This window comes from Stenotrophomonas sp. EMP41 (genome assembly GCF_047495535.1).
Taxonomy (GTDB): Bacteria; Pseudomonadota; Gammaproteobacteria; order Xanthomonadales; family Xanthomonadaceae; genus Stenotrophomonas; species Stenotrophomonas sepilia.
In genome coordinates this window covers 955,374-969,645 of sequence record NZ_CP179923.1, presented here as the reverse complement: position 1 = coordinate 969,645, position 14,272 = coordinate 955,374, and the positions used below count along the sequence as shown (strand labels likewise).

11 protein-coding genes are annotated in these 14,272 nt (G+C 67.8%); 4 read left to right on the top strand and 7 right to left on the bottom strand.

The genetic code is table 11. The features are described 5' to 3' along the window. Positions 1–1,155, top strand: a complete 1,155-nt coding sequence (locus tag ACMGRF_RS04405; RefSeq protein WP_049413553.1) for an HlyD family secretion protein — start codon at positions 1–3, stop codon at positions 1,153–1,155. Positions 1,156–1,250: 95 nt separating this feature from the next. Here the strand turns inward: ACMGRF_RS04405 and ACMGRF_RS04400 are convergent, their stop codons facing one another. The 7 genes from ACMGRF_RS04400 to creB form a co-directional block, all read right to left on the bottom strand. Beyond that, complete coding sequence (locus ACMGRF_RS04400) at positions 1,251–1,742, bottom strand: Fur family transcriptional regulator (RefSeq protein ID WP_005415799.1); 492 nt, start codon at positions 1,740–1,742, stop codon at positions 1,251–1,253. Between the two features lie 34 nt (positions 1,743–1,776). Further along, on the bottom strand, positions 1,777–3,180 hold the full coding sequence (gene gltX / locus ACMGRF_RS04395) for a glutamate--tRNA ligase (RefSeq protein WP_100477783.1): 1,404 nt from the start codon (positions 3,178–3,180) through the stop codon (positions 1,777–1,779). Positions 3,181–3,336: 156 nt separating this feature from the next. Continuing rightward, positions 3,337–4,929, bottom strand: coding sequence for a M20/M25/M40 family metallo-hydrolase (locus ACMGRF_RS04390; RefSeq protein WP_414485672.1), 1,593 nt, complete (start codon positions 4,927–4,929; stop codon positions 3,337–3,339). A gap of 156 nt (positions 4,930–5,085) precedes the next feature. Beyond that, positions 5,086–5,496, bottom strand: coding sequence for a hypothetical protein (locus ACMGRF_RS04385; protein WP_005412698.1), 411 nt, complete (start codon positions 5,494–5,496; stop codon positions 5,086–5,088). Positions 5,497–5,506: 10 nt separating this feature from the next. After that, complete coding sequence (gene creD / locus ACMGRF_RS04380; RefSeq protein ID WP_049413546.1) at positions 5,507–6,826, bottom strand: cell envelope integrity protein CreD; 1,320 nt, start codon at positions 6,824–6,826, stop codon at positions 5,507–5,509. Positions 6,827–6,907: 81 nt separating this feature from the next. Further along, positions 6,908–8,368 (bottom strand): two-component system sensor histidine kinase CreC, encoded by a 1,461-nt coding sequence (creC, locus tag ACMGRF_RS04375; protein ID WP_049435868.1) that lies wholly within the window; start codon positions 8,366–8,368, stop codon positions 6,908–6,910. 3 nt (positions 8,369–8,371) lie between these two features. Then, positions 8,372–9,097 (bottom strand): two-component system response regulator CreB, encoded by a 726-nt coding sequence (gene creB / locus ACMGRF_RS04370; RefSeq protein WP_080352990.1) that lies wholly within the window; start codon positions 9,095–9,097, stop codon positions 8,372–8,374. A gap of 35 nt (positions 9,098–9,132) precedes the next feature. Between creB and ACMGRF_RS04365 the strand changes: the two genes are divergently transcribed. The 3 genes from ACMGRF_RS04365 (at position 9,133) to mfd (ending at position 14,245) form a co-directional block, all read left to right on the top strand. Next, positions 9,133–9,990, top strand: coding sequence for a 23S rRNA (adenine(2030)-N(6))-methyltransferase RlmJ (locus ACMGRF_RS04365; protein ID WP_049411136.1), 858 nt, complete (start codon positions 9,133–9,135; stop codon positions 9,988–9,990). Positions 9,991–10,085: 95 nt separating this feature from the next. Continuing rightward, on the top strand, positions 10,086–10,631 hold the full coding sequence (locus tag ACMGRF_RS04360; protein ID WP_004150340.1) for a GNAT family N-acetyltransferase: 546 nt from the start codon (positions 10,086–10,088) through the stop codon (positions 10,629–10,631). A gap of 149 nt (positions 10,632–10,780) precedes the next feature. Continuing rightward, a complete protein-coding gene (gene mfd, locus ACMGRF_RS04355; protein ID WP_111190897.1) occupies positions 10,781–14,245 on the top strand; it encodes a transcription-repair coupling factor in 3,465 nt (1,154 codons plus the stop codon). Positions 14,246–14,272: the final 27 nt, after the last annotated feature.

Here is a 14,272-nt window from a genome sequence, read left to right as displayed (position 1 = left end):
ATGCCCCCCGTTCCGCCCCGACCCGACGACGCCGACAACGTCACCCCGCCGCCGCCCACCGACGCGGCGCCCGCGTCCACGCCGGTAGAACCCGCGGTCGCGCCGAAGTACCTCAAGCCCAGCGCGCGCAGCGTGGTGGTGATGGTGGTGGTGGCCTTGCTGGGCATTGCGCTGATCCTGCGTGCCTGGCACCTGTGGCCGTTCACCAGCAGCGTGATGGTGACCGACAACGCCTATGTGCGCGGCCAGATCACCGTGATGGCGCCACAGGTCAACGGCTATGTGACCGAAGTGCTGGTGAAGGATTTCCAGCATGTGCGGCAGGGCGAGCCGCTGCTGCGCATCGATGACCGCATCTATGCCCAACGCGTCGCCCAGGCGCAGGCGACGCTGGACAGTGCGCGCGCGGCGCTGGCCAATTCCGACCAGTCGCAGGCACAGAACCGTGCGCAGATCGCCTCGGCGCGCGCCACGCTCTCGGCCGGCCAGGCCGAACTGCAGCGCGCGCGCAACGAGCTGAAGCGCTACGAGGAACTGGCCGCGCAGCAGTTGGTGTCGATCAATGACCGCGACAAGTTCCGCACCAGCCAAGCCTCGGCACAGGCCAGCGTGCAGCAGTCGCAGGCGCAGATCCGCATCGCCGAGGAAACACTGGTGTCGACCCAGGTCGCGCGCAAGAGCCTGGAGGCCCAGGTGGAAAGCGCACAGGCGCAGCTGGAGCTGGCCCGCATCGACCTGGCCAACACGGTGATCCACGCACCGCGCGACGGCCAGATCAGTGAGGCCAGCGTGCGCGTGGGCCAGTATGTCGCCGCCGGTTCGCAGCTGCTGTTCCTGGTTCCTGACACATTGTGGGTGGTGGCCAACTACAAGGAAGGCCAGACCTGGGGAATGGCGATCGGCCAGCCGGCCACGTTCTCGGTGGACGCGTTCCAGGGCCAGGTGCTGAGGGGCCGCGTGCAGGAGATCGCGCCCGCCACCGGATCGGAGTTCAGCGTGTTGCGCCCGGACAATGCCAGCGGCAACTTCACCAAGGTGGTGCAGCGGCTGCCGGTGCGGATATCGATCGATGAAGGCCAGAAGCTGGCCGCGCAGCTGCGGCCCGGCATGTCGGTGATCGTGCGGGTGGATACCGCAGGCAAACCGAAGGACTAGCCCTTGTCATGAAACGGGGTCAGATCCCTTTTGCCACTGGCAAAGGGATCTGACCCCACTCAGGATGCCGGCCAGCGGCCGGCACTACCGTTGCGTTAGCCGGCGCAGCGCGCGCAGAGACCGTGCACTTCCAGGGTCTGTGCCTGCGGCTGGAAGCCCAGTTCCTTGGCCCGCTTCTCCAGCTGGCTGACGATCTCGCGGTCTTCCAGCTCCACTGCGCTGTGGCAGCTGTTGCAGATCAGGAACGGCACCGAATGCGCAGCGCTGCTTGGATGATGGCAGGCCACGAAGGCATTCACCGACTCCAGCTTGTGCACGAAGCCATTGGCCATCAGGAAGTCCAGCGCGCGGTACACGGTGGGCGGGGCATCAGCGCCCACGCCCTTGCCGTTGCGCACCCATTCCAGCAGCTCGTAGGCCTTGACCGGCTTGCCGGCCTCGGCGATCAGCTTCAGCACGTTGGCGCGGATCGGGGTCAGGCGCAGCCCGCGTTCGCGCGAGACACGCTCGACCACCGCCACGAAATCCGATGCGTCGTGGACGTGGTGGTGCGGGGCGGTACAGGCAGTGGCGGTCTTGGCGGGCATGCGTGTTCTCCGGTTCGGGCCTGGCAAGGATGCCTCAGGCCGTTGCTACCTTGGTGATGGCCACATCAATGCGTTTCAAGGCCTGCTCGCGGCCGGCCAGGTAAACGGTATGGGAAATGTCAGGGCTGACCTGGGTGCCGGTGATGGCCACGCGCAGCGGCTGGGCGACCTTGCCCATGCCGATTTCCAGCGCTGCGGCCGCGTCGTGCAGGGCGACGCCCACCGACTCGGCGGTCCATTCCGGCAGCGCGGCCAGCAGCTCGCGGGCCTTGCCCAGCGCCACCTCGGCACCGGCCTTGAAGTGCTTGGCCACCGCCGCTTCATCGTATTCGGTCAGCGGCTGGTACCAGACCACGGCCTTCTCGGCCATTTCCTTCAGGGTCTGCACGCGTTCACGCAGGGCGATCACCACATCCTCCGGAGCCGGGCCGGCGGCCACGTCCAGCCCCAGCTTCTGCAGCTGGTAGACCAGGTGCGGCACGATCGAGGCCACCTCCTCGGTCTTCAGGAAGTGCTGGTTGACCCAGCCCAGCTTGGCCATGTCCAGGCGCGAGGCCTTGGAATTGCAGTCCTTCACGTCGAACAGATCGATCAGTTCCTGGCGGCTGAACAGCTCCTGGTCACCATGCGACCAGCCCAGGCGGGCCAGGTAGCTCAGCAGTGCGTCCGGCAGGTAGCCGGCGTCCTTGTACTGCATCACGTCAGCCGCACCCGTGCGCTTGGACAGCTTGGCGCCCTGCTCGTCCAAGATCATCGGCATGTGGCCGAACTTCGGCACCGGCGCGCCGATGCCTTCATACAGGTTGATCTGGCGCGGGGTGTTGTTGATGTGGTCGTCGCCGCGGATGACCTCGGTGATGCCCATGTCCCAGTCGTCCACCACCACCGCGAAGTTGTAGGTGGGGTAGCCGTCCGGGCGGAAGATGACCATGTCATCCAGCTCGCTGTTGGCGATCTCGATGCGGCCCTTGATCAGGTCATCGAACACCACCGTGCCTTCCAGCGGGTTCTTGAAGCGGATGACGCGGTTCGGGTCGTCCCGGTAGGGCAGGCCCAGATCGCGCGCAGCGCCGTTGTAGCGCGGCTTTTCCTGCCTGGCCATGGCGGCCTCGCGCATGGCATCCAGCTCCTCGCGGGTCTCGTAGGCGTAGTACGCCTTGCCCTCGGCGATCAGCTGCTCGGCCACTTCCTGGTAACGGGCGACGCGGTCGGTCTGGTAGATCGGGCCTTCGTCGTAGTCCAGGCCCAGCCACTCCATCGCCTCCAGGATGGCGTCGATTGCGCCCTGGGTGCTGCGTTCGCGATCGGTGTCCTCGATGCGCAGCACGAACTCGCCGCCGCGGTGACGGGCCTCCAGCCAGCAGTACAGCGCGGTGCGGGCACCACCGATGTGCAGGTAGCCAGTGGGACTGGGGGCGAAGCGGGTGCGGCAGGTCATGGACGGCTCGAGGAACGGGAATCCCCCGATTTTACCAGCCCACCGCCCCCGACGGAAAAAGGGGACGGAGGGGATTAAGTCGCGATTGCCCAGCCGTTGGGTGCTGCAACCGGGAAGCGGAGGGGAGATACGACTTAATCCCCTCCGTCCCCTTTTTTACGGTTCTACCTTTCGCGGGAAGGACGGCTCGCGCATTGCGGCGTTGTAGGCGAACGAAGCGACGATGGCGGCGGCCTGCTTCAGGTCTTCCGGTTCGGCGTGGTCCCAGGTGTCCAGGTGGCTGTGGTGGACGTTGGTGAAGTAGTCCAGCCGGTCCTGGATGAACTGGAAACCCGGCAGGCCGATGCGATCGAAGCTGATGTGGTCGGTACTGCCGGTGTTGCGGGTGGCCACGGTGGTGGCGCCCACGTCATGGAACGGCGCCAGCCAGGCTTCGAAGATCGGCATCGCCGCCAGGTTTTCCTGCGCGTAGATGCCACGGAAGCGGCCCGAGCCGTTGTCCATGTTGAAGTAGACCTGGAACTTGCTGTAGTCGCGGGTCTTCTGCAGTGCACCGGTCGGCTCGCGCAGCGACGCCGGCAGCGCTTTCTGGGCCGGATCGGTCGGCTCCGGGAACTTGCCGAAGTGCTTGGCCACATAGGCCTGCGAGCCGATCAGGCCCTGCTCCTCGCCGCTCCACAGCGCCACGCGGATGGTGCGCCTGGGCTTGGCGCCGGTAGCCTTGAGGATGCGCATCGCCTCCATCATCACCGCCACGCCGGCGGCGTTGTCGGCCGCACCGGTGCCGCTGTGCCACGAATCCAGGTGGGCACCGATCATCACCACTTCATCGGGCTTGCTGCTGCCGCGGATCTCGGCCAGCGTGTTGTAGCCGGGCTGGTCGGCCTCGTCGGTGAAGCGCGCCGCTACATCCACACGCAGGCGCACCGTCTGCTTGGCCTGAAGCGCGCGCACCAGCGGATTGAAGTGTTCGCTGATCATCGCCAGTTCCGGGATGCCCACCGGCTCACCGGCCTTGCGCGAACCGCCGCCGGCAACGCGGATGATGCCGTTGTCCCAGCTGCTGATGCTGATCGAGGCCAGCGCGCCCTCTTCGACGAAGAACGCGTTGACCTTGGCCGCCAGCTGCTGGCGCTCCTGATACTCCTTGACCCGCTTGGCGCGCTCGGCGGTAGCGTCCTTGTCCTTGGGCAGGGTGAACTCCTGCAGGCCCTCGAGCGAGGTCGCGTCGTGGCGGTGCGAATCGGGCTCGGTGCCCCGCTTGTATTCGCGTGCCTCGCCCAGCAGGAGGATCCTGCCACGCAGCTTGCCGCGGTACTTCTCGATGTCTTCGGGCTTCTTGATGTCGACCTGCACCAGCTCGCCTTCGACCGGGCCCTTCGTACCGGGGGTCCAGGCCTTGGGCAGCGCATGCAGCGGCTGCACGCGGTCACCCAGCATTTCCACGCTGGCCGAGGTGAATTCCCAGCCACGGCCGAAATCATCGAAGGCCTCGTCGTGGACGTTGTCCAGCTTCCATTCGTTGAACTTGCCGCGGGTCCACGCATTGGCGCGGCCCATCGCCGGCGAATTGCTCAGGCGCGGGCCGATGCGCTCGGTGAGATAGCTGAAGGTGTCCATCACCTGCGAACGGTGGAACGCCTCCTGGCGGATGCGGCTGACCATGTCCAGGTCCACCGTCTCGCGCTGCTGTGCCGCTGCATTGCCACCCATCGCCAGCGCTACGGCCAGCACGCCCCACTTCAACACATCGCACCCCTGCCCTTCGGCTCGATCATCAACCCATCGAGTCTAGCCAGCCGGGGCGCGGCGATACCGTCCCATCGGTCATGGACGGCGCGCAAGCGTGCGAACCAAGGGTTCGCACCCACAGGAGAAGGGTGGGGTCGTACCCGCAAAGCCGAATCACCCGCTCCATCCCAACCACAACTGCGCCCGCTCCGGCAGCAACAGCAACCAGTGCCGCCGGTCGATGCTGCTGCAGCCGTACACCGCCGCGTGTGCCGGCCAGTCATCTGGAAGGCCGCCGATGCCGATCTCGGCCAATGCCTCCGCGCCGGCCTTCCATGGCCGATAGCGCGGCACCCGGCCGGCCACCGCGCCGCGTCCCTGCCGCGCACCCTGCAGCCAACGCAATCCCTGCCCCTGCAATCCTTCGCAGGTCACCGCCGCCAGCTGGAAGCGGACCAGGCCGGGGGCGATCCGTGCCCCCGGCAGGGCCGCCAGCACGCCATGTGCCTGCAGCAGTGCGTCCACTTCCAGCAGGGCCGGAATGCCCTGCCGTGCCCGTTGCCGCAATCCCCGGCGCCAGCCCATGGCGTGCTCCTTACTTCAGGTCCGCGCCGAGCGCGTACCAGTCGACCCGGCGGGTTACCCACATCGCCAGCGCGAGGATCACGAACAGCAGCAACGACCCCATCAGCAGTGCGTTGTTCTCCGAGACCAGCAGGCCATACAGCGCGCCGTACAGCACGGTCAGCAGGGCCGCGAAGCCGAGGCCGCGCTTCCAATGGCCCAGCACGTTGGCCAGGTACACCGCCTGCAGGCCGATGCAGGCCACCGCCGAGACCAGGTAGGCCTTCCAGAACGCGATGTGTTCGGACAGGCTGATCAGCAGCAGGAAGAAGATCGCCAGCGCCAGGCCGACCATCAGGTACTGCAGCGGGTGGATGCGCAGCGACTTGATCAGCTCGAACAGGATGAAGCCGACGAAGGTCAGCAGCACGAACAGCACGCCGTACTTGGACGCACGGTCGGCCTGGGTGTAGGTATCGACCGGATCGACCAGCGACACCGTCACCGCCTGCGAGTCGACCGAACCTTCATTGCGCAGCTGTCGCTGTGCGTCGGAGGCCAGCGAGGACACCGCCCAGCGCGCGTCGAATCCCTGCGCATCAACGCGCCGCTCGTTGGGCAGGAACGCACCGCTGAACGACGGATGCGGCCAGCTCGAACGCAGCGCGATGTGGGTGTCATCGCCCACCGGCACCACCGACAGCATGCGGCTGCCATCCAGGCGCAGCTCCAGTTCAACGGTGCTGGCCGCCAGCGTGCCGCCCTGATCCGCAGCGAAACCGGCCACCGGCGCATGCAGGCCACGGCCGACTTCGCTTGCTACGCCGACGCCCGGCAGCAGGCGCAGCTGCTTGCCATCCACGCGCAGGTTCGGTGTACCGACCAGGCCGCGCACATCGGAAATTCCCACCGCCACATACGGCTGGCCATACGTGCGCCCTGCCTTCACCGGATAGTCGTCAGCGGCGAAGCTCGCCTTCATCTGGCCGTTCCAGCTGTACACCGGCACCTTGAACAGGCCGACTTCGCGCTGGCTCGGCAGCATCTCGCCGCCCACCTCCAGCGACGCTGGCATCTGCAGCCAGTGCCCCTCGGTGACCTGCACCTCGGTCTTCTTGACGCCCAGCGGGTCAACCAGTTCAACCTGCTTGCGTTCCACCCACGGCACCACCCGCACCGGGCCCACCAGCTGCTGCGTGCCGGCACGGCTGTCGGCCACCCGCGCAAAGGCCTCGTCGCGGTACTGGCTGCGTTCGGTGATCACCCCGCGGATCATCATCAGCGGCACCAGCAGCAACAGGATCAGCCCGCCGACAATGGCGAACCGCAGCAGCATCTTCAGGGATTTCATGGTCCATCCTCGTTGGAGAGAGCTGCAGGATGGACCGCTGCGGTGAGCAGGGTTTGTGGCGAATTTGAAGCGAGTGTGAAGTCAGCGGCGCGGCCGCTGGCCCGCTGCGCCCAACGGCAGCCACAGGCTGGCCACCGTGCCACCGCCATCGCGGGCGTCGAGGCTGGCGCGTCCGTCATGCAGGCGAGCCACTTCCTGCACGAACGGCAGGCCCAGGCCGGAACTGCGCCGGCCGCTGCCGGGACGCGCCAGTGAATAGAAGCGTTCGAACACCCGTTCGCGCGCGTAGTCGGGAATGCCGGCACCGCGATCCGCTACCTGCAGGCGCACGCCCTGCCCGTCCACCTCGGCCTGCAGCGCGATGTCCGCGCCGGGCGGTGAGAAGGCAATGGCGTTGTCGATCAGGTTGTGCAACGCCTGCCGCAGCAGATAGGCGTCGCCCTGCACGCGCAGGTCGGGCACGCTGCCGATGCGCACCTGTACGCCGGCCGCCTGCGCACGCACCTGCGCCGCCGCCGCCGCATCGGCCAGCAAGGTTGGCAGGGCGATCGGATCGCGGGTCTGCAGCCAGCCGTGCTGTTCCACTTCGGCCAGCGCCAGCAGCTTGTCGATCGTCTCGGTCAGCCGCTCCTGTTGATCAACGATGCTGCGTGCAAAATGCACGCGGTCGGCCTCCGGCAGCGGCTCCTGCAGCAGCTCGGCGGCACCGCGGATCGCCGCCAACGGACTCTTCATTTCATGCGTCAGCGACTGCACGTACTGCTCGACGTAGGCCTTGCCCTCCAGCTTGCGGCGCATCGTTTCCAGTGCCTGCCCCAGGTCGCCGATCTCGTCGCGGCGCCGCCGCGGCGGTGGCACCGGTTCGCCGGCGCTGACCGCGCGTGCATAGCGGCTGAGCTGGCCAAGGCCCGTGGTGAGCCACATCGTCACCAGCACGCCGACCAGCGCCGACAATCCGATCAGCCAGGCACCGCGCTCGATGATGGCGCGCTGGCTGGCCGCAATGAACGGATCGATGCTGCGGTTGGGCTGGGCCAGGCTGAGCACGCCGATCAGGGTGCGGCCATCGGCCGGGTCGTATACCGGCGCCGCCACATGCATCACCGTATCGCCTTCTTCGCCTGGCACTTCCGGGCTGGAGCGGGCGCCGTACTCGCCACGCAGGGTGCGGTAGACATCGTTCCAGCGCGAATTGTCACGCCCCAGGTCGCGGCCCAGCGAGTCGTAGATGACGATGCCCTTGGCATCGGTGATGGTCACCCGGTAGTCCAGTGAGCGCTTGGGAAAGCGCCAGACCATCGCCTTCAGGTCACGCTGCCGCGCCTTGGCCAGGTTGCGGGTGAAGCTGCCGCTGCGGATGGTGCCGTCCTTGACATCGGCCGCCGCCATCTCGGCCAGCACGTTGGCGGCATCGACCAGGGTCGATTCCATCGCCTGGCGCACACCCGGCTTCACTTCATTGACGAACACGCGCATCACGAAGAACGCGGCGATGCCGGTGATCAGGAAGAAGCCGAGGAACAGCTTCAGGACCAGGCGCATCGGCTAGACCTCCAGCGCGTAGCCAAGGCCACGGTGGGTGCGGATCGGATCGTCGCTGGCACCGGCTGCGCGCAGCTTGGCGCGTAACGTCTTTACATGGGTGTCGACGGTACGGTCGGCACTGTCGGCGCTGCTGTCCCAGCCGCGATCCATCAACTGGGCGCGACTGAGAATGGCGCCCGGCCGCTGCAGCAGCGCTTCCAGCAACGCGTACTCGTAGCGGGTCAGGTCCAGCGCGTGGCCGCGGAAGCGGATGCGCCGGCCTTCGCGGTCGATGGCGAAGGCGCCATGTTCCTGCCAGCCCGCATCGGCGCCGGGGGCTGCCACGACCGGTGCCGCGCGACGCAGGCGCGCACGCACCCGCGCCACCAGCTCACGCGGCGAGAACGGCTTGGTCATGTAATCGTCGGCGCCCAGTTCCAGGCCCAGCACGCGGTCCACTTCATCGTTGCGGGCGGTCAGGAAGATCACCGGCAGCTGGGCCGCCGGCCCGGGCTGCGCGCGCAGCCGCCGGCACACCTCGAAACCGCCCAGGTCGGGCAGGCCCACGTCCAGCACCACCACGTCGATATCCCCGGCCTGCAGGCGTTGCAGGGCCTCGCCACCGAGCAGGCAGTGGCTGGCGGCATAGCCCTCGCTGCGAAGCGCATAAAGCACGGTTTCGGCGATCGCGGCTTCGTCCTCGACGACCAGGACATGGGCAACAGGAGCTGTCATGGCGCGCAGCATAGCCGCTGCGGCCGCCGCCCCGTACACTGCCGCCCATGAACTATCGCCACGCCTTCCATGCCGGCAACCACGCCGATGTGCTCAAGCACATCGTGCAGCTGGCCCTGATCGACAGCTTCAAGCGCAAGGACAGCCCGTTCTTCGTGCTAGATACCCACGGCGGTGCCGGCCGCTACCTGCTGGCCAGCGAAGAGAGCCGCAAGACCCTCGAGGCCGAGTCCGGGATCATGCGGCTGATGGCCCAGCCCAGGCTGCCGGAGGTGGTCGAGCGTTACCTGAAGGCAGTGCAGGCCGACAATCCGGTGGGCGCGCTGACCAACTACCCGGGCTCGCCGCTGCTGAGCGCACAGGCCATGCGCGCACAGGACCGCATGGCGGTCTGTGAGCTGCAGGAAGCCGAAGCGGCCGCGTTGAAGGCCCTGTTTGCCCATGACAGCCGCGTCGACGTGCGCCCCGGAGATGGCTACGCCCTGCTGCGCTCGCTGCTGCCACCCAGGTTCAACGGCAGCAAGATCGGCCGAGGCCTGGTGCTGATCGACCCGCCGTACGAGGCCCAGGACGCCGAATACCAGAACATCCTGGCCGCCCTGGCCGAGACCCTGGCACGCTGGCCGCAGGCCACCTGTGCGGTCTGGTTCCCGATCAAGCAGCGCCGCACCATCCTGCACTTCCTGCGCAAGGCCACCGCCCTGCCGGTGAAATCGGCGATGACGATCGAGTTCCTGGTGCGCCCGGACGACTCGCCGCTGCGCCTCAACGGCAGCGGCATGCTGCTGCTCAACCCGCCGTGGCAGTTCGACCGCGTGGTTGGTCCGGCCCTGCCGGCGCTGCGCCAGCACCTGGGCGAACCCGGGGCCAGCACCCGCCTGGACTGGCTCAAAGCCCCCGAATAACGGCCTTCACGAGGCTGTACCGCCGTGAGCCTTTCGTTCACGGAACGCAGCCCCGGTGATGCCACAATCGATGGACCACCAAGGAATCACCCGGTATGGCCACTCGCAACCGCATGCCGCCCTGGCATGAGATCTTCAAGGCTCCCAGCGGCCACGAGCTGCTGATCCGCCCCATCCGCCCGGAAGATGGCGCACCGCTGCAAGCGGCATTCAGCCTGTTCGGGCCGGAAGAAATCCGTGATCGTTTCCTGCAGGCGGTGACCGAGCTTTCGCCGGAAACCACCCAGCGCCTGACCCACCCGAATCCGAAGACCGAGATCACCCTGGTCGCAGCCGAATCGCTGCCCGCTGGCGAAGCGGTGGTCGGCGCGGTCGCCCGGGCGTCGATCATCCCCGGCACCCGTGAAGCCGAGTACGCGATCCTGATCAGCCGCTTCCTGATCGGCCAGGGCCTGGGACGGCAGCTGATGCGCAAGCTGGTGAAATGGGGCCGTGGCAAGTACCTGGACCGCCTGTACGGCGACGTTGCCGCCGAGAACGAACCGATGAAGCAGCTGGCCGCGTCGCTGGGCTTCAAGCCGGTGCCGCACCCGACCGGAGCCGAAGGCCTGGTGCGGATGGTGCTGGAGCTGGACAACTGACGGATGCGCCGGGCCCTGCCCGGCCACGTCTCCCGGTAGTGCCGGCCGCTGGCCGGCATTCCGCTCCCCCAACGGCGCCTGAGGCTGCCGGCAACCGGCCGGCACGACGCACCGGAGCCGGATCGGGCTTCTGCTAAAATCCGGGGTCCATGTCGCGTACCTCATACCCCGCCCCGCCGCTGCCGCGCGCCGGCCAGCTCCGCGCCTGGTGGCGCGCCCCCGCCTCGCCCACCGCACTGGCCTGGTACCTGGCCCAGGCAGCGCGCGTGCACGACGCACCGCTGCTGGTGATCGCCCGTGACAACCACGGCGCCAACCAGCTCGAAGCCGACCTGCAGACCCTGCTTGGCGGCGATCCAGGCCTGCCGGTGGTCGCCTTCCCGGACTGGGAAACCCTGCCCTACGACCGCTTCAGCCCGCATCCCGACATCATCTCGCAGCGCCTGGCAGCCCTGCACCGCCTGCCGACGCTGAAGCGTGGCCTGGTGATCGTGCCGGTGCAGACGCTGCTGCAGCAGCTGGCCCCGCGCAGCTACGTGATCGGTGGCAGCTTCGACCTGAAGGTCGGCCAGCGCCTGGATCTGGAAGCCGAGAAGCGCCGCCTGGAAAGCGCCGGCTACCGCAACGTGCCGCAGGTGATGGACCCGGGTGACTTCGCCGTGCGCGGCGGCCTGCTCGACGTGTTCCCGATGGGCGCCGACGAGCCGCTGCGGGTGGAGCTGCTGGACGAGGACATCGATTCGATCCGTGCCTTCGATCCGGAAAGCCAACGTTCGCTGGACAAGGTCGAGGCCGTGCACATGCTGCCGGGCCGCGAAGTGCCCATGGACGAGGCCAGCATCGCCCGCGTGCTGGCCACGCTGCGCGAGCGCTTCGATGTCGACACCCGGCGCAGTGCGCTGTACCAGGACCTGAAATCCGGGCTGGCCCCGGCCGGCGTCGAGTACTACCTGCCGCTGTTCTTCGAGCGCACCGCAACCCTGTTCGACTACCTGCCCGACGGCAGCCTGCCGGTGGTCTGCGCCGGTGCCGGCGAAGCCGCCGAGGCGTTCTGGGCGCAGACCGGCGAGCGTTATGAGCAGCGCCGCCACGATGTGGAACGGCCGCTGCTGCCGCCGTCGGCGCTGTACCTGTCACCGGAACTGCTGCGCGAGCGCCTGAACGATGCCCCGCGCATCGAGGTATGGGCCGCCGACCACGCACGCATCGCCGACGCGCACGCGCTGGGCGACCAGCCGCTGCCCCCGCTGCCGGTGGCCGCACGCGAAGCCCCCGCCGGCGATGCGCTGAAATCCTTCCTCGGCCATTATCCGGGCCGGGTACTGATCGCCGCCGATTCGCCCGGCCGCCGCGAGGCGCTGCTGGAAGTGCTGCAGGCCGCCGAGCTGAAGCCGCCGGTGGTGGCCGACCTGCCCAGCTTCCTCGCCGACGACGCGCGCTTCGCGATCGCGGTGGCGCCGCTGGAAGATGGCTTCGCACTGGACGATCCGCGCATCGCGGTGCTGACCGAGCGCCAGCTGTTCCCCGAGCGCGCCGGCAGCACCCGCCGCACGCGCCGTGCCGGCCGTGAGCCGGAAGCGATCATCCGCGACCTCGGTGAACTGACCGAGGGCGCGCCGATCGTGCACGAGGACCATGGCGTCGGCCGCTACCGTGGCCTGATCGCGATGGACGTCGGCGGCATGCCCGGCGAGTTCCTCGACATCGAATATGCCAAGGGCGACCGCCTGTATGTACCGGTCGCCCAGCTGCACCTGATCAGCCGCTACTCCGGTGCATCGGCGGAAACCGCACCGCTGCATTCGCTCGGTGGCGAGCAGTGGAGCAAGGCCAAGCGCAAGGCCGCCGAGAAGGTGCGCGACGTGGCCGCCGAACTGCTGGAGATCCAGGCCCGCCGCCAGGCGCGTGCCGGCCTGGCACTGCAGGTCGACCGCGCGATGTACGAGCCGTTCGCCGCCGGTTTCCCGTTCGAGGAAACCCCCGACCAGCTGGCTGCGATCGATGCCACCCTGCGCGACCTGGCCAGCAGCCAGCCGATGGACCGCGTGGTCTGCGGCGACGTCGGCTTCGGCAAGACCGAGGTGGCGGTGCGCGCTGCATTTGCTGCGGCCAGTGCCGGCAAGCAGGTGGCGGTGCTGGTGCCGACCACGCTGCTGGCCGAGCAGCATTACCGCAACTTCCGCGACCGTTTCGCCGATTACCCGCTGAAGGTCGAAGTGCTGTCGCGCTTCAAGACCAGCAAGGAAATCAAGGCCGAACTGGAGAAGGTGGCCGCTGGCACCATCGACGTCATCGTTGGCACCCATCGCCTGCTGCAGCCGGACGTGAAGTTCAAGGACCTGGGCATGGTCATCGTCGACGAGGAGCAGCGATTCGGCGTGCGCCAGAAGGAGGCGCTGAAGGCGCTGCGCGCCAATGTGCACCTGCTGACCCTGACCGCCACGCCGATCCCGCGCACCTTGAACATGGCCATGGCCGGCCTGCGTGACCTGTCGATCATCGCCACGCCTCCGCCGAACCGGCTGGCGGTGCAGACCTTCATCACCCAGTGGGACGACGCGCTGCTGCGCGAAGCCTTCCAGCGCGAACTGGCGCGCGGTGGCCAGCTGTACTTCCTGCACAACGACGTGGAGAGCATCGGCCGCATGCAGCGCGAGCTGTCCGAGCTGGTGCCGGAGGCACGCATCGGCATCGCCCACGGGCAGATGCCCGAGCGCGAACTGGAAAAGGTGATGCTGGATTTCCAGAAGCAGCGCTTCAACGTGCTGCTGTCGACCACGATCATCGAATCGGGCATCGACATCCCCAACGCCAACACCATCATCATCAACCGTGCCGACCGTTTCGGCCTGGCCCAGCTGCACCAGCTGCGTGGCCGCGTGGGCCGTTCGCACCACCGTGCCTACGCCTACCTGATCACCCCCGACCGTCGCGCGATCACCCCCGACGCCGAGAAGCGCCTGGAAGCGATCGCCTCGATGGACGAGCTGGGCGCCGGCTTCACCCTGGCCACGCACGATCTGGAAATCCGCGGCGCCGGTGAACTGCTTGGCGAGGACCAGAGCGGGCAGATGGCCGAGGTCGGCTTCAGCCTGTATACCGAGCTGCTGGAACGCGCGGTACGCAGCATCAAGCAGGGCAAGCTGCCCGACCTGGATGCCGGTGAGGAAGTGCGCGGCGCCGAGGTCGAGCTGCATGTGCCGGCGCTGATCCCGGAAGACTACCTGCCGGACGTGCACACCCGCCTGACCCTGTACAAGCGCATTTCCAGCGCGCGCGACAGCGATGCACTGCGCGAACTGCAGGTGGAGATGATCGACCGCTTCGGCCTGCTGCCGGATGCAGCCAAGCACCTGTTCGCCATCGCCGAGCTGAAGCTGAAAGCCAATACGCTGGGCATCCGCAAGCTCGACCTGGGCGAGAACGGCGGCCGCATCGTGTTCGAGTCCAAGCCGAACATCGATCCGATGGCGGTGATCCAGCTGATCCAGAAACAACCGAACCTCTATGCCATGGAAGGGCCCGACAAGCTGCGCATCAAGCACCCGCTGCCGTTGCCGGAAGACCGCTTCAATGCGGCCCGCGCCCTTCTGACCACCCTCGCCCCGGGTTGATCGCCCCCGAACACCCCGCACCGGTCC